25 protein-coding genes are annotated in these 24,237 nt (G+C 49.2%); 13 read left to right on the top strand and 12 right to left on the bottom strand.

The window, feature by feature from the left end:
• Window positions 1-451: bifunctional folylpolyglutamate synthase/dihydrofolate synthase (locus AC5JLB_RS17465; protein WP_495875100.1), on the bottom strand; the 451-nt coding region annotated here is incomplete at its 3' end.
• A 154-nt stretch (window positions 452-605) separates the two neighbouring features.
• Between AC5JLB_RS17465 and AC5JLB_RS17460 the strand changes: the two genes are divergently transcribed.
• From AC5JLB_RS17460 to AC5JLB_RS17445, 4 genes are all read left to right on the top strand, one after another.
• Window positions 606-1,526 (top strand): putative selenate ABC transporter substrate-binding protein, encoded by a 921-nt coding sequence (locus tag AC5JLB_RS17460; protein WP_495875099.1) that lies wholly within the window; start codon window positions 606-608, stop codon window positions 1,524-1,526.
• 159 nt (window positions 1,527-1,685) lie between these two features.
• Window positions 1,686-2,426 (top strand): phosphonate ABC transporter ATP-binding protein, encoded by a 741-nt coding sequence (locus AC5JLB_RS17455; RefSeq protein WP_495875098.1) that lies wholly within the window; start codon window positions 1,686-1,688, stop codon window positions 2,424-2,426.
• A gap of 3 nt (window positions 2,427-2,429) precedes the next feature.
• Entirely contained in the window at window positions 2,430-4,091 is a 1,662-nt protein-coding gene (locus tag AC5JLB_RS17450) for a PhnE/PtxC family ABC transporter permease (RefSeq protein ID WP_495875097.1), read from the top strand.
• A gap of 44 nt (window positions 4,092-4,135) precedes the next feature.
• Window positions 4,136-4,405 carry a hypothetical protein gene (locus tag AC5JLB_RS17445; protein ID WP_495875096.1) on the top strand — a complete coding sequence of 90 codons (270 nt, stop codon included), beginning with the start codon at window positions 4,136-4,138 and terminating at the stop codon, window positions 4,403-4,405.
• 130 nt (window positions 4,406-4,535) lie between these two features.
• Here AC5JLB_RS17445 and rpsD read toward each other — a convergent pair whose 3' ends face one another.
• A complete protein-coding gene (gene rpsD, locus AC5JLB_RS17440; RefSeq protein ID WP_495875095.1) occupies window positions 4,536-5,144 on the bottom strand; it encodes a 30S ribosomal protein S4 in 609 nt (202 codons plus the stop codon).
• Window positions 5,145-5,236: 92 nt separating this feature from the next.
• Here rpsD and yidD point away from each other — a divergent pair, with 92 nt between their 5' ends.
• The 3 genes from yidD (at window position 5,237) to AC5JLB_RS17425 (ending at window position 7,145) form a co-directional block, all read left to right on the top strand.
• Window positions 5,237-5,458 carry a membrane protein insertion efficiency factor YidD gene (gene yidD, locus AC5JLB_RS17435; protein WP_495875094.1) on the top strand — a complete coding sequence of 74 codons (222 nt, stop codon included), beginning with the start codon at window positions 5,237-5,239 and terminating at the stop codon, window positions 5,456-5,458.
• A gap of 76 nt (window positions 5,459-5,534) precedes the next feature.
• A complete protein-coding gene (locus AC5JLB_RS17430) occupies window positions 5,535-6,398 on the top strand; it encodes an SH3 domain-containing protein (protein ID WP_495875093.1) in 864 nt (287 codons plus the stop codon).
• Window positions 6,399-6,443: 45 nt separating this feature from the next.
• Window positions 6,444-7,145, top strand: a complete 702-nt coding sequence (locus AC5JLB_RS17425; protein WP_495875092.1) for a M15 family metallopeptidase — start codon at window positions 6,444-6,446, stop codon at window positions 7,143-7,145.
• A 28-nt stretch (window positions 7,146-7,173) separates the two neighbouring features.
• Here AC5JLB_RS17425 and AC5JLB_RS17420 read toward each other — a convergent pair whose 3' ends face one another.
• The 3 genes from AC5JLB_RS17420 to fba all read right to left on the bottom strand — a co-directional run bounded on the left by AC5JLB_RS17420 (window position 7,174) and on the right by fba (window position 9,482).
• Window positions 7,174-7,614: a peptidylprolyl isomerase gene (locus AC5JLB_RS17420; protein WP_495693487.1), complete on the bottom strand. Its 441-nt coding sequence runs from the start codon at window positions 7,612-7,614 to the stop codon at window positions 7,174-7,176.
• Window positions 7,615-7,671: 57 nt separating this feature from the next.
• Window positions 7,672-8,133, bottom strand: a complete 462-nt coding sequence (locus AC5JLB_RS17415; protein WP_495875091.1) for a TspO/MBR family protein — start codon at window positions 8,131-8,133, stop codon at window positions 7,672-7,674.
• A 269-nt stretch (window positions 8,134-8,402) separates the two neighbouring features.
• Window positions 8,403-9,482, bottom strand: coding sequence for a class II fructose-bisphosphate aldolase (gene fba, locus AC5JLB_RS17410; RefSeq protein WP_495875090.1), 1,080 nt, complete (start codon window positions 9,480-9,482; stop codon window positions 8,403-8,405).
• A 468-nt stretch (window positions 9,483-9,950) separates the two neighbouring features.
• Here fba and rbp point away from each other — a divergent pair, with 468 nt between their 5' ends.
• Window positions 9,951-10,217: an RNA-binding regulator gene (gene rbp, locus AC5JLB_RS17405; protein ID WP_495875089.1), complete on the top strand. Its 267-nt coding sequence runs from the start codon at window positions 9,951-9,953 to the stop codon at window positions 10,215-10,217.
• A 249-nt stretch (window positions 10,218-10,466) separates the two neighbouring features.
• On the opposite strand, the gene AC5JLB_RS17400 is transcribed toward rbp, so the two are convergent.
• The 4 genes from AC5JLB_RS17400 to AC5JLB_RS17385 all read right to left on the bottom strand — a co-directional run bounded on the left by AC5JLB_RS17400 (window position 10,467) and on the right by AC5JLB_RS17385 (window position 13,815).
• Window positions 10,467-10,739, bottom strand: coding sequence for a GlsB/YeaQ/YmgE family stress response membrane protein (locus AC5JLB_RS17400; protein ID WP_495875088.1), 273 nt, complete (start codon window positions 10,737-10,739; stop codon window positions 10,467-10,469).
• Window positions 10,740-11,021: 282 nt separating this feature from the next.
• Window positions 11,022-12,077 carry a lipopolysaccharide heptosyltransferase II gene (waaF, locus tag AC5JLB_RS17395; protein ID WP_495875087.1) on the bottom strand — a complete coding sequence of 352 codons (1,056 nt, stop codon included), beginning with the start codon at window positions 12,075-12,077 and terminating at the stop codon, window positions 11,022-11,024.
• 38 nt (window positions 12,078-12,115) lie between these two features.
• A complete protein-coding gene (locus tag AC5JLB_RS17390; RefSeq protein ID WP_495875086.1) occupies window positions 12,116-13,168 on the bottom strand; it encodes a bifunctional heptose 7-phosphate kinase/heptose 1-phosphate adenyltransferase in 1,053 nt (350 codons plus the stop codon).
• A gap of 80 nt (window positions 13,169-13,248) precedes the next feature.
• Entirely contained in the window at window positions 13,249-13,815 is a 567-nt protein-coding gene (locus tag AC5JLB_RS17385) for a D-glycero-alpha-D-manno-heptose-1,7-bisphosphate 7-phosphatase (protein ID WP_495875085.1), read from the bottom strand.
• Window positions 13,816-14,094: 279 nt separating this feature from the next.
• On the opposite strand from AC5JLB_RS17385, the gene AC5JLB_RS17380 reads away from it, so the two are divergent.
• From AC5JLB_RS17380 to AC5JLB_RS17365, 4 genes are all read left to right on the top strand, one after another.
• Complete coding sequence (locus AC5JLB_RS17380; RefSeq protein WP_495875084.1) at window positions 14,095-15,162, top strand: acyl-CoA dehydrogenase family protein; 1,068 nt, start codon at window positions 14,095-14,097, stop codon at window positions 15,160-15,162.
• 178 nt (window positions 15,163-15,340) lie between these two features.
• Window positions 15,341-15,805, top strand: a complete 465-nt coding sequence (locus tag AC5JLB_RS17375; RefSeq protein WP_495875083.1) for a CBS domain-containing protein — start codon at window positions 15,341-15,343, stop codon at window positions 15,803-15,805.
• Window positions 15,806-15,859: 54 nt separating this feature from the next.
• Entirely contained in the window at window positions 15,860-16,510 is a 651-nt protein-coding gene (nblB, locus tag AC5JLB_RS17370; protein ID WP_495875082.1) for a phycobilisome degradation protein NblB, read from the top strand.
• Between the two features lie 394 nt (window positions 16,511-16,904).
• On the top strand, window positions 16,905-17,720 hold the full coding sequence (locus AC5JLB_RS17365) for a PEP-CTERM sorting domain-containing protein (protein WP_495875081.1): 816 nt from the start codon (window positions 16,905-16,907) through the stop codon (window positions 17,718-17,720).
• A 93-nt stretch (window positions 17,721-17,813) separates the two neighbouring features.
• Here AC5JLB_RS17365 and AC5JLB_RS17360 read toward each other — a convergent pair whose 3' ends face one another.
• Together AC5JLB_RS17360 and AC5JLB_RS17355 are read right to left on the bottom strand one after the other, a co-directional pair.
• Window positions 17,814-18,689, bottom strand: a complete 876-nt coding sequence (locus AC5JLB_RS17360; RefSeq protein WP_495875080.1) for an aldose epimerase family protein — start codon at window positions 18,687-18,689, stop codon at window positions 17,814-17,816.
• Window positions 18,690-18,698: 9 nt separating this feature from the next.
• Entirely contained in the window at window positions 18,699-20,924 is a 2,226-nt protein-coding gene (locus AC5JLB_RS17355) for a CapA family protein (protein ID WP_495875079.1), read from the bottom strand.
• A 495-nt stretch (window positions 20,925-21,419) separates the two neighbouring features.
• Between AC5JLB_RS17355 and AC5JLB_RS17350 the strand changes: the two genes are divergently transcribed.
• The gene (locus AC5JLB_RS17350; protein ID WP_495875078.1) at window positions 21,420-22,694 is read left to right on the top strand and encodes a pentapeptide repeat-containing protein; all 1,275 of its coding nucleotides are present in this window, start codon (window positions 21,420-21,422) and stop codon (window positions 22,692-22,694) included.
• A 39-nt stretch (window positions 22,695-22,733) separates the two neighbouring features.
• On the opposite strand, the gene AC5JLB_RS17345 is transcribed toward AC5JLB_RS17350, so the two are convergent.
• Window positions 22,734-23,729 (bottom strand): Gfo/Idh/MocA family protein, encoded by a 996-nt coding sequence (locus tag AC5JLB_RS17345; protein WP_495875077.1) that lies wholly within the window; start codon window positions 23,727-23,729, stop codon window positions 22,734-22,736.
• Window positions 23,730-24,237 lie beyond the last annotated feature (508 nt).

The raw sequence follows: 24,237 nt of genomic DNA, 5'->3' as shown, positions 1-24,237 counted from the left end.
TGGCATCGAGCCGTCCGCCCAAGCCCACTTCTACGATCGCAACGTCAACCTCCTGATCAGCAAAATAGAGCCACATTGCTGCTGTGATTACTTCAAACTGAGTAGGAGAAGGCTGTTCGGGATGAATCGCAGATTTTACCTTCAGCAACACACGGTAGAGATCATCAGGCGCAATGGGCTGTCCGTTAATGCAAATTCGTTCGCACCAATGAATTAGATGAGGCGAGGTATACCGCCCAACTTTGTAGCCTGCTTCTGTTAAAACAGAGGAAAGATAAGCGCAAACAGACCCTTTGCCATTGCTGCCTGCAACATGAATAATGGGCACACGATGCTGCGGATTATTTAACGCGGCAAGAAGCGTCAGACTGGCTTCCAGCCCTAAATTGACTCCGAACAATTCAAACCCTTGTAGAAATTGTTCGACCTCCAGCATGTCTTGGGTAGTCATTTGATGATCGCGATATGGGAGACTAATATTTTAGAACGATTGATTGTGAGTTGAATCAAGGGTCGGTATTGGATTAAATCAACCGATCTAAATCTACTGAGTTGCTGATGCGATATGGTATTTTCCAAATTTAGAAATAAGTGTGTTGCAATTGATGAAAAGACTATTGGTTTCTGGATTTCTCTCTCTGTCACTTTTACCGTTGGCAGCATGTTCCAATAATTCTTCGCCTAACTCATCAGCGAATTCTGCTGCGCAAACTAAGACATTTGTAACAGGCGCAATCCCAGACCAAGATGCAGAAAAACTCCAACGGCTCTATGGCAAGCTCTCTCAGTATTTAGAAGCAGAATTAAAGATTCCCGTAAGCTATAAGCCTGTCACGGACTATACCGCCGCCGTCACTGCATTCAAAGTGGGTGACTTGGACATGGTTTGGTTTGGTGGCCTAACGGGAGTGCAAGCCCGGTTGCAAGTTCCTGGAGCAGAAGCACTGGCACAGCGAGACATTGATGCTAAATTTCACAGTGTTTTTATCGCCAATAAAAATAGCGGCATTGGGCCAATCAACGATGTGAAAGAATTAACCGCACTAAAAGGGCATTCCTTCACGTTTGGCAGTGAGTCTTCAACGTCGGGACGACTGATGCCGCAATATTTCTTACAGCAGGCAGGCGTAAAGCTAGAGGATTTCAAGGGACAATCGGGATTCTCTCAAAACCATGATGCGACGATCGCGCTTGTGACAGCCGGAACCTACGATGCCGGGGTGTTGAATGAGCAGGTCTGGCAAAAACGCTTGCAGGAAGGCAAAATCGATCGCAGTAAGATTGACGTGATTTGGCGATCGCCCGAGTATTACGATTACCATTGGGTGATTAATCCGAGTGTGAAGCAGCGCTTTGGAGATGATTTTCCTCAGAAAGTACAGGCGGCTTTGATGAAGCTCGATCCAAACGTGCCGGAGCAAAAAGAGATTTTGGAGCTATTTGGCGCGACGAAATTTGTGCCGACGAAGAATGAGAATTACGCTCGAATCGAGCAGGTTGGGCGGGAGATTGGCAAAATTAAATAAGTCACTATTAAATTAAGTCCCTGTTGCAATCAGCAAGCTAGCAACAGATTTGTAGCGGATGAACCAATCTATTACTCACTACATCCGTGACATCTGCCACCCTATCCATCGCCAAAAACGATGGCAGGACGAGGGAGCGCCCCTACACCTATAGCCCGTATGTCATCTGATCCCATTATTTCTGTCGATCGCGCCACGCTTCAATTTGGACAGTTTACAGCGCTAACTGATATCTCGCTGCATATTGCGGCAGGTGAGCGGGTGGCACTTGTCGGATCGAGTGGAGCAGGAAAGAGTACGCTGATTCGATTGTTGAATGGAACGCTAGAGCCAACGCGGGGAGAAATACAAGCATTTGGACAAAAACTACATCAACTCAAACCGAAGCAGCATCGCCAAATTCAACGCCAAATCGGAACGATTTATCAGCAGCTACATTTGGTTGATAGTCTGCGAGTGATTCATAACGTCAATGCAGGTCAGCTAGGGCGTTGGTCGTTTTTGAAAGCGCTGATCTCCCTTATCGTGCCGCTCGATGTGGCAACCGCCACCCAAGCCTTGGCTCAAGTCGGAATTCCAGAAAAGCTGTACGATCGCACCGATCGACTCTCTGGCGGACAGCAGCAGCGAGTCGCGATCGCACGAGTCCTCGTTCAAAATCCAATGGTGATCCTCGCCGATGAACCCATTTCGAGTCTCGATCGAGAACTTAGCCGCGAAGTGATGGAGATTTTATGCAACTGCCAATCATCACAAACGCTGATCGTGAGTTTGCACGACGTTGACATTGCATTGCGCTACTGCGATCGCATGATTGGGCTGCGTCGGGGTCGTATCTTGTTCGATGCGCCCACTACGGCTGTATCGAGCGAAATGATTGCTGATTTATATCGTCTCTGAGCTATGTCTAGACCTGCATTCCGCTTCATTAGTCCGTCGCTCCAATGGGGCATGATTGGACTGGTCGCGATCGCGCTATCTCTTTGGCAAGCAGGACTGTTTCAACAAACTGTTGTGAACCTTAACGGATTTCCGTTGCTGTGGCGATTTGTTGCCGCCAGCGTTCACCCAGACTTGAGCTACGATTTGTTAGCAACAACCCTTCAAGCATCCCTTGTAACCTTGGCTTACGCCGTCTGCGGAACTTTTTTGAGCGTGACCATTGGCGCGATCGCAGGCGTATTCTGCTCAGAAGTATGGTGGCTAGAGGTACTGCGAGCCAAGCGATTGAGATACTTTGGCTTTCACAGCGTTCGAGCCATACTTGCGTTTCCCCGTGCCATTCATGAATTGATTTGGGGATTGTTTTTTCTCAACATTTGGGGACTCGATCCCTTAGTTGCTGTCGCTGCGATCGCAATTCCATTTGGAGCGATTACCGCAAAAGTATTTTCAGAGATTTTAGATGAAACCCCCAGACAACCGCTATTAACCTTAATCAATAGCGGGGTTGCTCCAATTACCGCTTTTTTCTATACGCTATTGCCACAAGCGTTTCTAAATCTTTTGTCCTACTCATTCTATCGATTTGAGTGCTCGATTCGTTCTGCTGCTGTACTTGGCATCATTGGCGCTGGCGGATTAGGCTACGAAATTCTTTTAAGTTTACAATCACTGCGCTATGAGCAGCTATGGACATTTTTCTATGCGCTATTAATTTTGAATGGAGGTGTTGATATTGCTAGTGCAACACTCCGTCATCAATTGGGATGTGCCAGTCGAATTGACTTAAATTCACATCGCCCAACAAAACGCAACATTCCCAATCGTCGGATTTTTAGTTTATTTCCAATTGCGATCGCCGGAGTAGCGCTCAGTTTTTGGTACATCCAGCCTGACTTGAGTAAGATTGGCTCGCCGCGATCGCAGCAACTGCTGAATCAAATTGTTCAAACCTCGTTGCCGCCCAATTTCACAGGGATGGCTGAATTGATTCCACTGTCGGTAGAGACGGTAGCAATGTCAGTTCTGGCGATCGCGATCGCGGCAAGTGGTGGGCTATTGCTCGCCTTTCCCGCTGCCCAAATTTTTCTCCCCGGCGGCTTGCTAAACCGACGAGGCAAGGCAAATCTATTCCCTCCGGTTCTACTGGCAGTTGCTAGAATTATGTTGCTGCTCTGCCGTGCGATTCCTGCTCCAATCTGGTCGCTTGTCGTCTTATATATTTTGTTTCCAGGAATTTTGCCGGGTGCGATCGGGCTGGGGTTACACAATCTTGGAATTTTGGGCAGGCTATTTGCAGAAGTGACTGAGAACCTAGAGCAACCACCGCTTAAAGCTCTCAGCGCTGGAGGAACGCCTGATTCTCTGGTGTTTCTATATGGTGTGTTGCCGGCAACGATGCCTCGGTTTCTTGCCTATACTCTATATCGGTGGGAAGTCTGTATGCGCGAAACGGTAATTGTGGGTTTAGTGGGCGCGGGTGGATTAGGACGATTGCTCACCGAACAGCTCAGTAGCTTTGACTATCAATCTTTAATCGTGACCTTGGGCGCGTTTCTGGCATTAACGTTTTTGGTGGATTGGATCAGTGGAAGGGTGCGACGATCGCTCAGATCGTCTTAACGGATTAAACGGAACAAATAGTTCAGGTCGAGTGTTTCAGGCAAATGAACGAGGTTTACCACGGTTGGCTCATTGAACTTGTGGCGGAATCTAATGGATTCTCGTTTCAGTGCTGGCTACCCGGAAATCGGTTGGCCGTAAGCGATCGTCAGGTCTACCCAACGCTAGACGCTGCCCGGAGCGCTGCCCAAACCAGAGCCGATGTTGAATCTGCCAAGTGGTCACTCAACCACTGGTACGCTACCTATATTGAAAGAAAATTTGGGGATGAACCGCTCTCTTTAGAGCATTTAATTTTGGAAACGCTAGGGTAATTACCATCCTGTAGGGACACGTCTACCACACTGTAGTTAATAGTTACGCCAATCAAAAAAGCCCTCTCGCTGACGGACGAAAGGGCTTCAACAAATATTCGAGTGCCGCGGTCATATCGAACAGGTGAATCTACGCCTGACGCGAGTAGTACTCCACCACCAGCAGTTCGTTGATCTGGAGGGCTACCCACTCCCGATCGATGACATTGTTAACCTTTCCGGTTAGCTTATTCTTATCAAACTCTAAATGGCTCGGCAAGTTCGCCAAACCGGGATACTGAAGATTCGCTTCCACTAGCTTTCTGGAGCGATCGCGATCGCGCACCCCAATTACATCTCCTGCACGGCATTGATAGCTGCCAATGTCCACCACGCGACCATTCACCGTAACGTGTCCGTGATTCACCAACTGCCGAGCGCCCGGAATCGTTGCCGCCATGCCCATCCGAAAAACAGTGTTGTCTAACCGCATCTCTAGCAGTTGCAACAAGACCTGTCCGGTAGAACCAGCTGCCCGACGCGCTTTCCGCACATAGCGAAGCAATTGGCGCTCAGTCACCCCATAATTAAAGCGAAGCTTCTGCTTCTCATCCAAACGAACTGCATATTCAGACCGTTTTTTGCGGTTTTGCCCGTGTTGTCCGGGGGGATATGCCCGTCTGGGGGTTTTGCGAGTGAGACCAGGCAGATCTCCCAAACGACGCGCAATTCGTAAACGCGGACCTCGATATCGCGACATGAACTTTCCTCGTACTCGAAAGAAGATTTTGACAACTTTACTAGTATAGGTCTTCCAGTTGTTAGTTTCAAATATTTCCTAAAATATAAGGTATGAAACTTTTACTGATTGGACTCATTCGCGGCTATCGCGGTTTCATTTCGCCTCTGCTGATGCCAACGTGCCGATTTCAGCCGACGTGTTCACAATATGCCATTGACGCGATCGCCACTCATGGCGCGCTTAAGGGCAGTTGGTTGGCAACGAGGCGCATTTGTCGCTGTCATCCGTTCTCGTCGTCGGTTGGTTATGATCCGGTTCCGCCTAAAGACTAGAGCGCTATATGGGGTTCCGTAAGGGGCAGTAGGAGAACTGTAGAAATCAGTAGAAATCGTCACCGTTCCTTGTGTTATGCAGAAAGCTCCTTTGATTGTTGCGCTTGCCGCGATTTGCGCAGGCGGAATTGGGATTGGAATTGCTGCCACATCAAACCGTTCCGCCCCGTCCCTTGTCGTTTCTCCCCCGTCTCAACCGTCTCCGACGACGACCCCACTGCCCGAGCCGCCTGTTGTGACATCTCCTGCTCCGACACCCGCCCCGTCGCCATTGGATGATTTTCCGCATCAGCGACTCGTATTTCGAGACGAGGTGAAGAACACCTCCTTTGCTCCGTTTCGCGATCGCGCACGGGCAGCAATCAAGCGTCGCGACCTGGAATTTCTCAAAAGTGTTGTTCCGAAGGGAGAGATCTCCCTCGGATTTGGTAGACCCATACCCCTAGCAGAATATTTGAAATCAGAGGGTCCTGCCGCACCGCTCTGGAGCATTCTTGAAAAAGCAATATCAGGCCCATGTTCGCTCACAAACGTGAAATCTGAACAAGATGCAGATGGCTTTGTTTGCTCGAATGCGGCGGGCGAACTTGAGAAACAGTATCCACCGCCAAAAGGCACTCAAGGTGTTGGGCATCTCCTCGATAAAGTGATTATTGAGGGTGAGAATGTCAACGTCAGAGCGCAACCGAGTGCCATTAGCGCGATCGTTGCAAGACTCTCGAACGAAGTCGTCAAGCTTGATCGAAAAACGTTTGAACAGCGGTACAGCAACCCTAAGGAAGGATACGACCCGATCAAAAGCTGGATGCCAATTCTTCTACCCAATGGAAAGCCGGGGTTTGTATCGAGTCAGTATGCCCACCAGCCGTTAGAGTATCGAGTTATCTTTGCCAAACTGAACGGACAATGGCAACTTGCTGGGATTCCCGGAGGAGATTGAGTCGCAGGGATGATAAGGTTTCTGCTATGTTTATCGTCTACTGGCATGAAGCCTTATCAATCCGTCGCGATCGCCGAGTGTCACGAACCCCTCGTTCAAATTCCTGACGAATTTGCCTTCGTTACCCCCCATCCTTACGCCAAGCTAGGCGCACCCTACGGGAAGAAATCGCCGTTTTACGTCCGGCAAGGCGTTTGCGATCGCTTGCTGACTGCCCATAAACTATTGCAACAGTCTCATCCCGGTTGGAAGATTCAGATTTTTGATGCCTATCGTCCGGTTGCTGTGCAGCAATTTATGGTGGACTACACGTTTGTCGGAGTGGCGCGAGCGCATGGATTAAACCCAAAAGCTTTAACAGAAGCGCAGCGAGAAGAAATTCTGCAACAGGTCTATCAATTTTGGGCCATGCCAAATGTGGACCCAAGGATGCCTCCGCCCCACAGTACAGGAGCCGCCATCGATATCACTTTGATGAATGCTGAGGGAAACGAGATTGATATGGGTTCGCCGATCGATGAACTGTCGCCGCGATCGTTCCCCAACCATTTTGCAGAAAGCACTAACTTATTAGAGAAAACCTATCATCAGCATCGTCAGCTTCTTTGCGATGTCATGGTTAAATCAGGCTTTAAGCGTCATTGGAATGAGTGGTGGCACTTTTCTTACGGCGATCAGATTTGGGCTTGGCTGACCGTGCAAGAAGGTGGAAGGGCTAGTGCCAAATATGGGAAGGCGGGGAGGTAGGGATGAAGACCTCCCTCAGCCTCCGTCTCTACTCTTCGATCTTCACAGACAAAATCCGATCGTCTTGCCGAATCGCATTCACGACATCCATGTCGTTGGTCTGACCAAACACAGTATGCATTCCATCCAAATGGGGCTGAGGCGAATGGCAAATAAAGAACTGGCTACCGCCCGTATCGCGTCCTGCGTGAGCCATTGATAGCGACCCCGCCTTGTGCTTGTTCGGGTTAATTTCACACTTGATTTGGTATCCCGGACCGCCCGTTCCCGGTCTTCCTTTTGCGCCTTCCCGCGTGTTTGGGCAACCGCCTTGCACCATAAAGTTAGGAATGACCCGATGAAATGCCAATCCATCGTAGTAACCTTTAGTGGATAAATCCACAAAATTCTTCACCGTGTTGGGCGCGTCTTGATCAAACAGATCCAAGTGGATCGTACCCTTGTCGGTTTCCATGATTGCGCGAGTCATAGGTGTTCCCTTATTTCAACCCCACTATCCTAGCAGGCAGGGCAGAACTAGCGGATTCTAGGGATATTCGGGATTGAGTTTATAAATTGCCCAAGTTGTATACGTGCCGATCGGACTCCACAACAAGAAGGGAACGAGCAACAGCGCAGCCCATCCAGAAATTGGATAGACTCGCGCAGTCAACAGTAACCCAATGACAAAGCCTAACCCGCCAATGAATGTTCCCAGTTTGAGACTATGAGACCAAAATAATGTGGGGGAGTAGGCCACGATCGCAACTTCTAGCACGAGGTAAAAAATCATCAACTGCCAGTCTTGCGTTTCTTCCCATACAATGTAGGCAGACCAAGCGCCACAAATAAAAATAATCATCCAAATCACTGGAATCAGCTTCTCAAAGGTAAGCCAACGCGGACGCTGCAATCGATTAAACCACTTCACATCCTGCGGTCTGAGAATATTGCTTCCTAGTGCGACTAAGAGTGTGACTGCGCCAATCACCATCCAGGATTTGATCATTACTTTTAAGCCTTTAGAAAAAATATGAAAATTGTATAGGTTGGAACCATATTTCAGCATTGTGGCAGGGTGGCGCGATCGCATGAATCAACCCTGAGAACGAAAATTAAGTGCATTACCCAAATTGTGTCACTGGAGAATAGGAACCCCTCTTAAGCAAAGGATTGATTGCCTCTAAAAGACCATAACCGCTTAACTTAATGAGAAACTGGCTCAATAAAAAACTGGGCAGCTTTTCGGCTACCCAGTTTCTCAATTAAACCTAGCGATTAGACACTAGCGGTCTTCTTAGCGACTTGATCGAGTTCGCCTTTCTTATACATTGCTGCATAAACTTCAACCGAGGCTTGCTTAATCTTGCTTGCATTGCCTGCCGTCCAGAACTCCTTATAGCGATCGGCACACACTTTCTGCATGTACTTAATCGACGGCTTCAGGAAGTGGCGGGGGTCAAATTCCTTCGGATTAGCTTCGAGTGCTTCACGAACAGCAGCCGTAATTGCCAAACGGTTGTCGGTGTCGATGTTCACCTTGCGCACCCCGTTTTTAATGCCCTTCTGAATCTCTTCAACAGGTACACCATAGGTTTCAGGAATTGCGCCACCGTGCTGGTTGATTAACGCCAACAGATCTTCCGGTACAGACGAAGAACCATGCATCACCAAATGAGTGTTGGGCAAGCGCTTGTTAATTTCTGCAATTCGGCTGATTGCTAGGATTTCACCTGTCGGCTTGCGGGTGAATTTGTAAGCTCCGTGGCTCGTCCCAATCGCAACTGCCAACGCATCTACCTGAGTCTGCTCAACAAAGTCAACCGCTTGATCTGGGTCGGTCAACAGTTGAGAATGATCTAGCTTACCCTCGAAGCCATGACCGTCTTCTGCTTCACCCATGCCCGTTTCGAGCGAACCCAAACAGCCCAGTTCACCTTCGACCGATGCTCCGATCGCGTGAGCCACTTTCACCACTTCACGGGTGACTGCCACGTTGTACTCATAGCTAGCAGGAGATTTTGCATCGGCTTCAAGTGAACCATCCATCATGACGCTCGTGAAGCCATTCTTGATCGCCGAGTAACAGGTGGCAGGCTCGTTACCATGATCTTGGTGCATGGTAATCGGAATGTGAGGATAAGTCTCGACTGCCGCCAAGATCAGGTGACGCAGGAAGTTTTCGCCAGCGTAGGAACGAGCGCCACGAGAAGCTTGCAAAATTACAGGGCTGTCAGTTTCATGGGCAGCCTGCATGATCGCTTGGATCTGCTCCATGTTGTTGACGTTGAATGCCGGGATGCCGTAGCCGTGTTCAGCCGCATGATCCAACAGCAGCCGCATTGGTACGAGCGCCATAAATAGTCCTCCTGGTTGGGTATGGTCAGCGAGTTTTGATCTAACCGCTTAAATCATTACGACAATCTTAAGGCAAATTTACTCATCCCGTATGCCGAATCTAGCGAATCACTCACCTAAATTAGGTAAAAATATCTATTAAATTTACTTATATATCCTTGAGAGATGATTGAGAACGGTAGGAATGATAGAGGCGGTAGAGACTAAGCGAAACGCAAAAATGGAATACAGCAAAATCGAATTTAGCGATTGCGGTTGAACTTGGGGATCAAGAAACTTTGCCCCACAGATCTGCAACTTTACTAAGTAAATGTGTTGCTAGTGACAAAATTAATTTTGCAACTAAGGGCAATATTTAGACTAGATTCTGAGTCGGTCTAACCGCCTTGCTTCTACTGCGAAGCGATTGCAATTTAGCGATAGAGCGCTCAAGAATCTGTTTTGCTCTTTGTTCGGATGACCCTTCTCATGACGATATACGTTGGAAACTTGTCTTACCAAGCGACAGATGGAGACTTGAGATCTGTGTTTGCAGAGTACGGCTCCGTAAAGCGGGTCGTTCTGCCCACAGACCGTGAAACGGGCCGGATGCGCGGTTTTGCGTTTGTCGAGATGGCAGAGGACGCTCACGAAGATACGGCAATTAGTGAACTTGATGGAGCAGAGTGGATGGGTAGACAACTCCGGGTGAACAAGGCGAAACCCAAGGAAGAAGGGCGAGGAGGACGGTTTTAGAAAAGCGATATTACCCGTCTTACAGTGGAGCACAGCAGGTTGTGGAACACGAGGGTAAGGGTGGATAGAGTACTGCTTTAAACGAACCGAGGACTGCTTGAAGCAGCAAAGAGATAAATTTCAGCTTGTGTACCCTGATAAAACTAAAGGGTTCTCTCCAACCGTCGTGCTGAAGAGAACCCTGATTTTTTTTAAGACGCTAAAACCCCTAAAGCAATCTTGTAGCAAATAAACTTAAGTATTACGAGCTTATGCGGCGCGGCGGGTGAGCAAGCCCCACAAGAAGATTGCAATAATCGCACCGATTACAGCAACGAAAATACCGCCAATGCTCAGACCTGTTGCAGCGAAAGACAGCGTCCCCGTCGAGAGCAGGTTGAACAGGGCACCTCCGATAAATGCACCAACAATACCGAGAATCATTGTCGCAACGATGCCGCCACCTTGTGAACCTGGATAGATTGCTTTCGCGATCGCACCTGCAATCAATCCTAAGATAGCCCAAGCGATTAGATTCAACATATTTCGTTCTCCTAAAAAAATTGATTCAACACTCAAAGAATATCAAGTTGATTTCTCAGATCCAATCTGCCGTAGGATGTAATCAGGAATTATCGAAAGAGAGAGGAAGAAAGGCCAAAGACATAGGGCAAGAAAGAGTTAGAGAACGCTTTTGGTAACGCTCTGCAAGGAATCTAGACTTCACCTTAGTGAAAATTGTCAGAGTTTGCCGACTAATCAACATTGGTCGTAGCTCTTCTCACAAAGCGTTGCAGAAGAGATCCCAAAGTCCTCCCTTATCTCTCATTTCGCTATTAACTCTCCTGTTGCCTGCACGACCCGATCGGGTGTCACTTGCCGAAGACAATCTTGATGTCCTTCTGGACAAATGCTTTTGTAGCAGTATTTGCAAGGAACATCGTGAAACAAGACTCGGTTTGGAACCTGCCACGGGGTATGTTGAGGATTGGTCAGCGCATACAGATCGACAATAGGCGTTCCAGTGGCCGCCGCCAGATGAACGGGGCCTGTATTGTTGGAAATGAGGACTGGAGCCGCTTCGATTAAGGCAGCAAACTCGCCTAACGTCAGATTGCACAAAGCATGAGAGGGGGCGTTCATCATCGCTTGAATCTGCTCTACCAAATCGCGCTCTGACTCGGTTCCGGTAAACACAACAGACCATCCTTGCTGCGCGATGAGCCGGTCGGCAACGGCAGCAAAGCTTTCTGGTGGGTAGCGCCGAGAAGCCGCAGTTGCTCCAGGATGAATCACAGCCCAAGGAGAATCTTTGTCAATTGTGAGGCGTTGGAGGAGAGCAGTAATAGCGGTGCGATCGCGCTCTTCCACCTGCACCGATAGGCGTTCATTCTGCGTTGTACAGCCAATGTGAGCCACTAAATCAAGCTGCCGTTGAACTTCGTGACGAATTCCGCCATCGGGTTCTGGATCTTTAATCCAGTCGCTCAGCAGTTGATAGGGATTTTCGTGGCAGTGAGCTAAGCGCAGAGGAATTTCTGCCATATAGCACAGAAAGGCAGACGGCAACGGGTTTTGGCTGTAGACCGTAAAGATGACGACTCCATCGAAGTGAAACGATCGCAAGAACTCGATCATCTCGTATTCAGGACGAGGACTGGAGCGAGGGGCAGTGGCTTTTAGCCAGGGCGAATCGTAAATCAGGAAGTGATCGAGTTCGGGAATCAGGGGCGCGATCGCGGCTCCCGCAGAAGAGGTCAGGAGCGTAATTTGACGTCCGGGTACGGATTCTTTGAGGGCGCGAAGGGCGGGAGTGGTCATCAACACATCGCCAATAGTGTCTAGGCGAATGCAGAGCAGATTCTTAGCTTGGTTCCACATGCAATACGAAAGGAATACAGAACGGAATACAAAAACGCCTAGGCGCTGTGAACAGCCGATGAAAGATGAGCCTGCAATTCTTCAGCTGTGCAAATAGAAGTGCCTATTTTGCTCACAACCAGGGCTGCTGCCGCCGCCGCTAGTTCGGCAGCATCGGTGGGAGAAGCCCCAGCTGCCAGCGCGATCGCAAGAGTAGCGGTAAAGGTGTCTCCGGCTCCAATGGTGCGAGTCGGACAAACTGGGTTGGCATAAATACGATGCGGGGAAGTTTGAGGTTGCAAAATGACTGCCCCCTCTTGATCTAACGTTACGGCAACCATCTGCGCCCCGGTTGCCGCTAGAATTTGTGCGGTTTGGGCAATAATCCAATCGACTCGCGATAAGTCCCGTTCTGAGCTAGTTTGAGGTAGAAGTTGTGTAACTTGCTCGTAGTTAGGCTTAACAGCAGTGACGTTGAGCGTTTTATAGTGTTCTAGTGCTTTGGCATCTACAACTAAAGTTTTAGACAGCGTGGTTTTAGACAGCGTTTTAGAGCGCTGAAAGTGCGGCGACGTAGGTTCTACATTCCGCAGAGTAGCGATCGCATCAATCACGCCTGATGTTAAAATCCCGTATCCGTAATCAGAAACAATCACAGCATCATAATCATAAAAATGATGCGTCAGATAGCGAATGATTTCGTGTTCAAGACTAGCCGTAATGTTGTTAGTCGTTCCTTGATCAAATCTAAGCAGTAGTCTTTCTTCATTCATGACGCGCTGTTTTGTCAGCGTTGTTCGATCTCTGGCTACAAGCATTGGATCAATATCAATTTGATAATCTAACAAGGCGCGTTGTAACAGTCTCCCTTCTTCATCGTTGCCAATCACCGACAGTAAGCTAACCTGAGTTCCTAGGCTTCGCAAATTCACGGCTGTGTTAGCGGCTCCTCCAGGCTGATTTTCGCAATGGGAGAGTGTCACAACCGGAACCGGGGTTTCTTGACAAAACCGATTTGCATAACCGTACAGGTAGCGATCGAGGATTGCCTCGCCAATCACGAGAACCCGCAAGCCTGAAAATTTTTCGACAATGCGTGGCAGGTTACTCATGGATATTTTTTATGAATTTGAAAGATAAATGACTAATACAGAACAATTAATGTGGAGCAAACAGCCCTAAGGCGGATTCACTAACAGATTGATGTTTGAGTATGAATAACTTCGGCGGCCTCAGCCAGAGTGCGAGTCTGATAGTGAGGAAGTCGTTCGGGAGTGAGAATCCACTCTGTTTCGTTGCCATTATCTAGCAGAATGGTTTGACAACCTGCTTTTCGCCCGGCTTCTACATCGTTGAGAATGTCCCCAATCATCCACGACTTGGCACAGTCGAGGTGATGTTCTTGCGCGGCTTGAAGCAGGAGTCCGGGTTCAGGTTTACGGCACTGACATGCGATCGCATAGGACGCCAGTTTGCCAGTTGGATGATGGGGACAGTAGTAAAATCCGCTCAGAGGAACGTCGAACGTCTCTAGTAGGTCTCGAATTCGCCGTTCTACCCCCACTAATGCTGATTCTGGAAAGTATCCTCTTGCAACCCCCGATTGATTGGAGATGATGACTAGTTTATAGCCAGCTTGGTGGAGCGATTGCAAGGCTAATCCGGCTCCCGTTGACAATTCAATTTTGTCTGGATCAACATTGTAAGGAATGTCAGGAATTAGCGTTCCGTCTTTATCGAGGAAAATGGCAGGAAACATAACAGATTCAATCGATTAACTAGCAAACAGAAACATTCAAAAAAACCATTAAGCAACTCCTAAAGAGCTACTTCAATGACGGCGTATTGATAATACGGTGCATCCTCTGCAAAAAGCGATGTTCAACCAAAATTGACGACGAGATAGACCAGATGGCGACCTTACCAGAGCCAATCTGCAACGGCACTATGGCTAACGGTATTCTCCATTGTCAGTAGGATGGGGAAAGAGGAATTTCCTTACAAGGCTCCAAACGTTCTCACACCTTCCATCTTCAGAATGATGCAAGACTCCGCAATTCTTGAAACGACAGAAGCCTATCTGCGATCGCAGGTCGCCCCTGATGCAAACGCGATCGATCACGATCCGGAGGCGTTGCGCTCTGCCGTTCAAGGATTGGCAGACCGGAATTTATTAGCGTTAAGACTGCCTCAAAGCTGGAACGTGACCGCTTCGACGTATTATGCTGTTCAAGAACTGATTGCCCGATTCTCTGGAGCCTTGGCATTTCTGCAAACGCAACATCAGAGCGCTGCCTCGATGTTGCTTAAGAGCGAGAACGAATGGCTGAAACAAACCTATCTTCCGTATTTAGAAAACGGTCAAAAGTTGGTTGGGATTGGGTTTTCGCATTTGCGACGAGAGAACAATCCGCCTCTGAAAGCGGTGCCAGTCGAAGGCGGCTATCGATTGCACGGACACATTCCCTGGATTACGGGATTCGACTTCTTTCAGGATGTTCTGATTGCCGCTCTGTTACCCGACGGTCGAGCGGTGTATGGCATCGTGCCCTTTCAAGATACGCTGCAAAACGGAGAGATTCGCTTCAGCGAACCCATGTCGCTCGCCGCAATCACCTCGACGAACACCGTCACGGCTGAGCTAACAGAATGGTTTTTACCCAATTCTCACGTCGCCTTTGTACTGCCTGCAAGAGCAATTCACGCTAGCGATCGCGCCAATGTTCTCAACCACAGTTTCTTTGCACTGGGATGCGCTCAAGCGGGATTAGACATCGTAGAAGCAGTCACGCAGAAGAAATCTATCGCGGTTCAACAGGGTTTAATTGACGAACTCGCCGCTTGTCGCGACGCCATCTACACCGCTCAACCGCAGCCTCCGCACTTCGAGGTAAACCTTAACTTAAGAGCTTGGTCAATCGAATTAGCCGTTCGCTGTGCCCACGCGGCAATCGTGGTTTCAAGCGGTGCTGCAAATTCTACATCACATCCTGCCCAACGGGTCTACCGAGAAGCGCTTGTGTTTTCGGTGTCTGGACAAACGAATGCAGTTCTAGAAGCCACGCTAAAGCAACTGAGTGCGCGACCCCGAACCTTTGAGAGATGACACATCTACATCGTTTATGAGAATAGTTAAGTCAGCGATCGCTATTCACTCACAGAATGCAGGGCGTCCTTCAAGCTAGCGCCATTTCTTGCTTTGTTACATCCTATGAATTCAAGCGAATTTGGCTCCTGCAATCCTCTCATAATGATCGTAAAGACCTTTCAGCCGCACTAAGCTCATGGCAAAAACTGTCGCAGATGTAATGACCTCCACTCCCATTACTGTCAAGCCTGAGACTCCGTTATCTGATGTGATCAAAACCATTGCAGAGAAACGCATCAGCGGGCTTCCGGTGACAGATGAATCGGGTCACCTCGTCGGTGTCATTTCAGAAACTGATCTGATGTGGCGCGAAACCAATGTCACTCCTCCTGCCTACATCATGCTGTTAGATAGCGTGATCTATCTGGAAAATCCGGGTCGATACGAAAAGGATCTCCACAAAGCCTTGGGTCAAACCGTTGGAGAAGTGATGTCTGACAATCCAGTCACGATCGCGCCAGAGAAACCTCTGTCTGAAGCGGCGAAATTAATGCACGATCGCCAAGTCAATCGGCTTCCCGTGATTGATGCGTCTGGGCAGATCGTTGGCATCCTTACGCGCGGCGACATTGTGCGAGCGATGGCAGCTGAGCAAAGTTAGAGTGCCACAACAAGGGAAAATGATGAAGCAGATAGACTACAAAATTTGTATCGCATGACTACACCAGATAGTGTTAAAGAACTTCTAGAATCAAACAATTTTGGCGATCGCTTGCGTGGGGTAAATCACCTAAGACAGCTTGATCCTACGATCGCATACGACTTAATCAAACCCTCTGTTACCGATGAAAATGTGCGCGTGCGATATGCGGCTGTCAGTCAGTTGGCATCGCTCGGCGGGCAAAACCGTTCGGAAGCCTTGTCCCTACTAAAAGCCGCCCTGTTTGATCCAGAACCCGATGTTCAGGCTGCCGCTGCCGACTCGATTGGCGGATTGCGTCTCACCGAGGCTTACGAAGATCTAGAGAAGCTTTATCAGAGAACGCCAGAATGGTTAGTGCGCTTTAGTATTGTGGCAGCGCTAGGAGAACTGGGCGATGCGCGGGGCTATGATTTGTTAGTCGATGCGCTGAACTCAGATAGTGATCTAGTGATTACCGCCGCGATCGGGTCATTAGGCGAACTAGGCGACGATCGCGCCGTGCCATTGCTGATTCCCTATGCGACAAGTCCAGATTGGCAAATACGGCATCGGGTTGCTCAAGCGTTGAGCCACTTAAAAACACCAGAGGCAAAAGCAGCTCTAGAAACGCTCGCTAATGACGAAATGGAACAAGTCGCAGAGTTAGCCAAGTCTGCCTTGTAAGAAGTTGTCCGGATTTCTGAACACTCTCTAGAAATGATTAACATCGCTGTACCCGTATTTACACAGGCGACAGCGATGTTTTTTAGTAGCCGACGCATCTTTAGTTGGAAGACAGAAGATAGGCTACTTAGGTTGTACGTAGAACTGTATCGTTTAGTTGAATGACCAATTTGGCTAGGATACGTGAACTCTACGAACAGTCTTCTAAGTTAAAGTTTGAATAAAGAGAAAATACGGAAGATACTCATTTTCACGTATCAGTAATAACATTGGGATACGCAACTAATGCATTACTTCTGTAACCCGACAGCGCCCTCCTGAATTGCAGAACCTGATCTAAAGAACACTATGCCCCCAACCTTATTAACCGTTTCAAGCACTCTTACCCATCTCTATGATTCAGTCCAAGCGCTTCTCCATCTTTACCCGTGTTTTAGGTAGCGCAAGCAGCCTTGCTGTGCCCTTAAGCATCGCATTTGCAACTGCGCCCGCTCATGCTGCATCCTTCACGGCGGACGATGTGATCAGTCAGTGTTTTCCATCGGCTACCAGTAGTTTCGGTTCTCACTCTTGCAGCAACGTCAATGGTTTCTTCACTCTCACCGCGACCACAAATCCGATTGATCCTGCAAGCGACAATGTTCTCACTCAAAAAAAGGTGGGAGGACTGACAGGCATTGGCGTTGCTAAGAATGGATTGACGAAGATCAACCAAGATCCAGCAAGCGGCGAAATTAACTCGAACGAGACACTACAAGTAGGCTTCAATACAGCCGCGATCCTGTCACAATTGCAGCTAAGTTTCTTGTACCCACCGAATACACCAGACAATCCGGCTTACGGCGACAAGGTGTTTGAAGCCGCGATCGTCACTTCAGCAGACACAACCCTAACCGGAAGACTAACTGTGACCGGAAAAGACTCTGCAACTTGGAGCGGAGCCGATGGCACAGTGGCGAACCTGATTGTCTCCTCTCTCGGCAAGGCAGGCTTATATGCCATTTACAATCCGTTTGGCAACAACAGCATCAAGGGATTTAATCTAACGGCGCTTGCTGGAGCCAATACGGGTGCAGGCTACTCAGATTACGCCCTAAGATCGGTGTCGGTAAAACCAGTGTCGGTTCCTGAACCCGCGACAGTAGCAGGGTTGGGATTGGTTGGTCTGTTGGCCGCCTCTCGCCGACGTCGGGCGGTGAAAGCGAGCTAATTCGGTTTTGTTCAGCTAACTCTATTTAACGGCGCGATCAACTCTACCGATCGCGCTTTTCTTGTGATCAAAATCCCAATTAGCCCGTGTGGTCTAAATGAAATCTACACTCAATGCAACTTCCGTTTCTAAACTGGCATTGGGGTCTAAATAGAGCAAGCGTTCTCCTGTATTCAGCGCATTTCTGGGCGCGCTCCACGGCTCTAGGCAGTAAAAATCTTTCCCTTTTACTGTCCAAAAAACCAACAATGGAAAGGCATCGCCATAACTCAACGTAATTCGAGTATGGCGACTCAAATCAGAAACACTCGCGCTTTGGCGAGAAAGGTGCGGAAAAATCCAATCAATTTCGGCTTGGTCAAAATCAAACGTGTTGAAAAACGGCTGGGGTTGCTTCGTAATTTGATCGATCGCCTCATCAGAGGGAACTTCAAACCGTAACTGACTTTTGTCTGGCACGAGAAAATAAGGGTGGAATCCTACAGAGAATGGCATCCGTCCGGAGGAGCAATTTGTATAACGTTGGTGCAACGTCAGAGCTTGCCCTTGCAACGTATAGGTAAACTCCAGCAGAAAATCAAACGGGTAGACCTCACGAGTCTGAGCATTGCTCGCTAATGCGATCGTTAAACTTGCACGATCGTCAGTGCGCTGAGCCACCACTTCCCAAGGCAAATCCCGTGCAAATCCGTGCTGTTTGAGCAAATAAGGTTGCCCATCGTAGAGGTAGGTGTTGTCCGGTAAATTGCCGCAAATCGGAAACAAAATTGGAATGCCGCCGCGCACCGACATACTCGGGTTGGCAAACCGTTCGGTGTCCATATAGAGCAACTCCCGCCCCTGAACCTGCCAACTAGCGATGATGCCACCCCGCTCGGGAACAACTTCTAACCGAGAAAAGGACTCTCGATTGTTTAAAACGTAAATGTCGTATAGCTGTCGGCGACGTTCAATAGAAAACACAGGCATTCTGAGTAATTAAGGATGTTGAGCAACTTCGATAGCAGACGGAACCGCAGCGTAGCGCCGCTTCCTTGGCTCTAAGCTGCTACGAGAGCTAGTCACAGCAGGCGCAATAGACGCATCCCCCTGAAGCTCAGAAGGCTCTGCATTCGTGGGAGTAGGCTGCTGAGGAACCATCGGACCGGAGGAATTGGGAGCCGATTGGGAATTGGGATCAGAAATAAATGAATCGGGCGTCGGTTCAGGCGTAGCCTCAGACGATGGGGCAATCGACTCTGGAGCTGGAGTAGACTCAGGCTGATCAGGGGTAGACTCAGGCGGAATATCAGTTGGTGTTGGATTCAGGTCTAGGCTCGGAGAGGGGGCCTCTAAAGAGTCCGAAGGGGACGGGGGGCTAGAACTGGGGATGACATCACTTGACGAAGCAGGATCGGGGGCAGCAGAATCTGACGGCGATTCCGTCGGGATAGGCGTCTCGGATGGAATAGGCGTCTCTGACGCTCCATCGGTAAACGGAGCTTGTGGCTCAGGGCTGGAAGTTGGGATCTCGCTGGGTGTGGACTCGGTTGACGCGGGTTCTGAAGGCGTTGCCGTTGGAGAGGCTGAAGCTTTAGGCGAAGAAGCCGGTTGAGACAGAATTGTGTTGGATTGCGCGTCGAGAATCATCGGCGATCGCAGCGGTTGAGCAAACGTATCGGAGACATTTTCAATCTGGTGCAGAATCTCTTGGGCGCGATCGCCGCTAACAACGCTCGGCTGAAGTCCTTTTACCTCAACGGGCAAAAGCTCGACTTTCATTTGTTTATCCTTCACGCCGACTTTGAGAACAGCCGTGTCGTAGTCGGTTGACGCTTTTTCACCAAAAATAAAATTACCAAGCGAGTAGACAATTGGGCGTCCTTTATAGATTTCTGCCCCTTGCAACATGTGAGAATGATGCCCCACAACGACATCTGCGCCGTGATCAATCGTGGTGTGGGCCAAGTCAATCTGCCAATCTGCCGGATATTTCGCCAGTTCTTCGCCCCAATGATAATTGACGATTACCCAATCAACTTGAGGACGGATGGCTTGAATATCTGCCGCGACCCGCTCATTCTGACGTTGGTTGACGCCAGCTTTAGCGATGCCCGCTGCCTGCAACTCCGCCTCGGAATAGCCCAAGTACGCGATGCGCTGACCTTTCACATCCACAATTTTTGGACGCTGAGCCGCTTTGGCATTCTCTCCTGCACCGACGTACTGAATCCCTGCTTTGTCCAAGGTGCTCAACGTCTCTTCTAACCCTGCGGCTTGGTAGTCCATCGTGCGGCTATCTGCCAAATTCACAATATCGACGCCGCCATTCTTCAAGACTTCGACAGTAGCAGGATCGGCTTTGTAGGCAGAATCCTGCTTGGCTTGGGTGGTAAAGGGCGCATCTAGATTTACCATTGCGACATCTGCTTGGCGATATTCATTCATGGATGAAAACGCCCAATTGTGATCGTCCTTCACTAAGTCAGAATAGCCCTCTGTGAGAGCGACATCACCGCTAAACAGGAGGTTAACGCGATCGTCTTGAGCGGTTGGGTTGCCCTCAAGTTTTGTGACCGGGACAGATTCTGTCGTTCCATTTGCCTGGATCGAAACGGTATCAGGACGAGACACAGTAATACTGGATGCCGTTGCAGTCGTTTGTTCTGCCGGGGAATCTGCGTAGCCTAACCAACAGCCAATGATAAAAGCGGCGGCCGTTGTGCCCGTTAGCAAGAGCGATCGCAGCGCTCGAAACTGAACTTTTTGTAGCGTAGCTTTTCGGATTCGCGATCGCAGGGCAGTAACGTTAGGTTGGCTATGAAGGGCAGGTCGCGATGATTCTTCAAACTGCTGCGCGGACAACTTGGCACGTCTAGCAGGAGACACGACCCGCGCAGACTGACGCCACAGCGCGCGCGGCTGATCCACGTGTTTAGCCGTGATTTGGATGCCTTCAATCACATCGGAATTCAATTTCCAGAGGTGACGACACACAAACCGCACTAAACTTTTACGAAATTCTGGGGATTTGGCGTTGAGTTGGGGAAGCGGGTGAAACTCGACAACGATTTGGAGATGACTTGAATGCCGAGCCGAGCCAACTTGAGCGCGGAGATGGTGAGGCAGCAAAAACACATTGAGCCAATCCGCGATCGCTCTGAAGTTGCCTGCTCTTGCCAACTCTACCAGTGACGATTGCTCGTGATTGACGGCGTAACTCATACCTCGGAACTCCACACGTAAGTTATATCCATTAACCCACAGAATATTAATACTCTAAATCGGGTAGTTTGGATGCAATTTTAGGAATTTGAGCGCTATTTTGTCATCAAGAAGACATATTTGAGTCATCGCTCTGAGAAGTTCAAACTCTAGCATGAAGCTAACCACCAAACGTTTGTCTTGCGTTTGACTTGCCTTCTCTTGCCTTATCTATTGTGAAACGAACTCATAGCCTGAAAGCGATCCTGCTCTTATTTGGATTGTATGGACTCTACCTTACAAAGTCGGCAGTTGGAATTAATTTATCTGATAAATATACAGCTTGGGAGTTTCTAAAGTCTCCAGTTCATTCTTTTATCTACAAATAATTAATAGTCTCTCACAGTGAAGATGAGGATGCGATTGAGCGAGTACGATAGGGCATGAGAGATTACATTCTGTTTGGTTCTGCCTGATTCTGCTCGTTTCATCCCCCTATTGCCTTCTTCTACTGCTATGTCTGTTGATCCAAATGCTTCTAACGCCGTCCCATCTCGTTTGCCAAGCTCCACTCAAAACGGGCATAGCAGTCATCCGACTGAAGTAGAAGAGTATCCAGTGGTGGTGTCTCCTCTGCCAGGGAAGCAACGTTCTGTCGCAGATTATTTCGCTCACCGAGCGACTGCACGCCCTCAAATAGGTGTCCCGCTCATCGTCTTGATTGCGACCGGAATTATTATTGTCGGCTTCGTTTTCGATCAGGTCTGGATCATTCTGGCTGGTTCCCTTGTCGCCATTATTCTGTCGATTCAATTGCTGACTCCAACCTTGAAGCCGTTCTTTCTCGATTTTATGTCTGAGGAAGATCGAGCCGCCTTGATTGGCTCGATCGGAGCCATAGCAGCAGTAGCAGGAGGGTTGAAACTACTGGGGGCAGATCGGGCGATCGCGCAGTTGTATACGCAGCTCAACTGGGACGCGATCGGGGCGTTGGGTGAAGTGTTTGGGGCATTGGGGCAAATTTTGATCGCAATTCTGGCTGTTTACGTGGCGTGGCGACAGTATGTGATCTCCAAAGATCTAACCATTCAACAAAACACCATTACCCAACAGCAAACCATCGATACTTACTTTCAGGGAATATCAGATCTAGTGTTGGATGAGGACGGCTTGCTAGAAGATTGGCCGCAAGAACGCGCGATCGCAGAAGGACGAACGGCGGCGATTCTGAGCAGTGTTGATGGCTCGGGCAAAGCGAAAATTTTAAGATTTTTATCGAGTGCGAAGTTACTGACGCCCCTACAACGAGATCAGCGTTTAGGACGGGCGATGCTTGACGGATCGGGTGGCTATGCCGAAGATCGCATCCGAGGTGTGCGCGTGATTGATTTGGGGGTCATGTTGGCAGGAGCGGATCTATCCCGAACCGATTTGCGCTGGACGGATATGACGGAGGCAAATTTAATTCGGGCGGATTTGAGCTTCTGTGACTTGGTGAAGACCAACTTTGCCCGCACTATTCTAGTCAATGCGAAGCTTCAGGGGGCAGATTTCACAGGGACGCGATTGTTCTACGGCGACAAAGAAAACGCAACACCCCGGAGTCGCACCGAGCCGCCGAACTATAAGACAGGGATTCACACAGGAGCCGTGATTGAAGGAGCGGATTTCACAGACGCCAAGGATTTGTCAGAGGCTCAACGCTACTACTGCTGCGCCTGGGGCGGGTCGAGGAGCCGAGGCACCATTCCAGGCGGTTGTGAGGGCATCCCGAACAAATTGGGACGGTAAGGGATCACCACCGCCAAGCTGAGGAGCGCCCTGTCATCCTCACGATCCGCTAATGAATTCTGTCCGCCCCGTTTCTGCCGATCGCTGGGCAGCACTAGCAACCTTAAGCGTATAGAGGCTCTCCTTTGACGCCACATATAACGGTGCGCCGTGCAGCAGATGATCGATCACCGCCGCTGTATCTTTGGCAAACAGCCCCCGCCGACCGCCGACCGCGATCGCATGGTCGCCCTCTGCATTCACTAACCGTCCGATATCGCCATCAAACACGACTGCACCGCGATCGCCTTGCACCTCTAGTTTGCGCTCAGCCGTCCAAACGGTTTCCCCTTTGCCATACACGACATCAGCAATCAGTCCACTTCTGAATCGCAGTTGCGCCTCGCATAAGCAAGCGGTGTAGTACGACTCTTGCAGGTTCCAATAGCGATTTTGACAACTCACAGTTTCCACCGCACCAAAGACGTGAATCAGGCGATGGAGCCGCGATAGTGCCCCTGATAAGGGAAATCCGAACAATTCGGTGTGATACGTCCATTTGCGTGGAGCCGGGTGCTGAGGGCTGAGCGTAGCGTACCGCGCATAGAATGGCGTTCCTATCTGAGGCAGGGCTTGAACAAATGCCTGATGAACGCCGCCCAGTAGTTCGATATGTTCGACGTGAAGTAAGCAGTTTCGGTGTTTAGCGAGGGTTAAGAGCGCTTCACCTTCTTGTGCGTTGAGCGAGAGCGGATATTCGACAACAACATGCTTATTCGCCTCTAGAGCAGCTCGCGCGATCGCACCATGTTGAGCATTGAGGTTAGAAACGACTACTAGATCCACGCGATCGCACCCAATCAAATCTTGCCACGCGGTAAAAGTCTGTGTTCCATGCGTGTTGCCAAAGTCGCTTGTTGTTTCAGGCGTGTGTCCTGCGACGCCAATTAACTGGGCGCGATCGTCGGCGTTGATCGTTTCTGCTCGGAGTTTAGCGGCGTAGCCTGTCCCAACAATGCCGACTCGAATTGGCTGCGATTGAGAGAATTGTGTCATGTCTAAGTAACGTGAGTTCTGGATAAGCATGAGCAGGGAAGTAGGCTGAGAATAGCAAATTCTTCAGCATCCACCGACCCTGAATATTCAGCTTAGAAGAATTTTCTGCTCCGTCGATGACTTCTGCTAGACCTTATAGTTCGCAGCCGTGACAACAACCCCTCGAAACTCAGATACACACATGAGCGAGTACAGTAACTGAAATGAAATCATGACCATAATTATCATCTTTCACCTACATCAATCGGCTTAATTTCCGCGTTTATAGAAAACTCCGAAATCAACCAATTGAATGAGAAAATTCTTAAACCTTATTGATAAAACTTGTTCTAAAGGGCTTGAGCGACAGAAGTTGAGACACGCATTTGTGTAGTCGTTGACGATGTTTGCCGTAAAAAGACCAAACTGTACCTCAGCAGATCCTTACTGCAAATAGCGTTCTGATATCTAGCCCGCTTTGACCGGAAAACCGAATTTTCTTTTAGCCATAATACTACGCACTCTAATT

It is taken from the genome of Myxacorys chilensis (assembly GCF_059505265.1).
The sequence above is the reverse complement of the archived record's forward strand: the minus strand, read 5'-3'. Positions and strand labels throughout refer to the sequence as shown.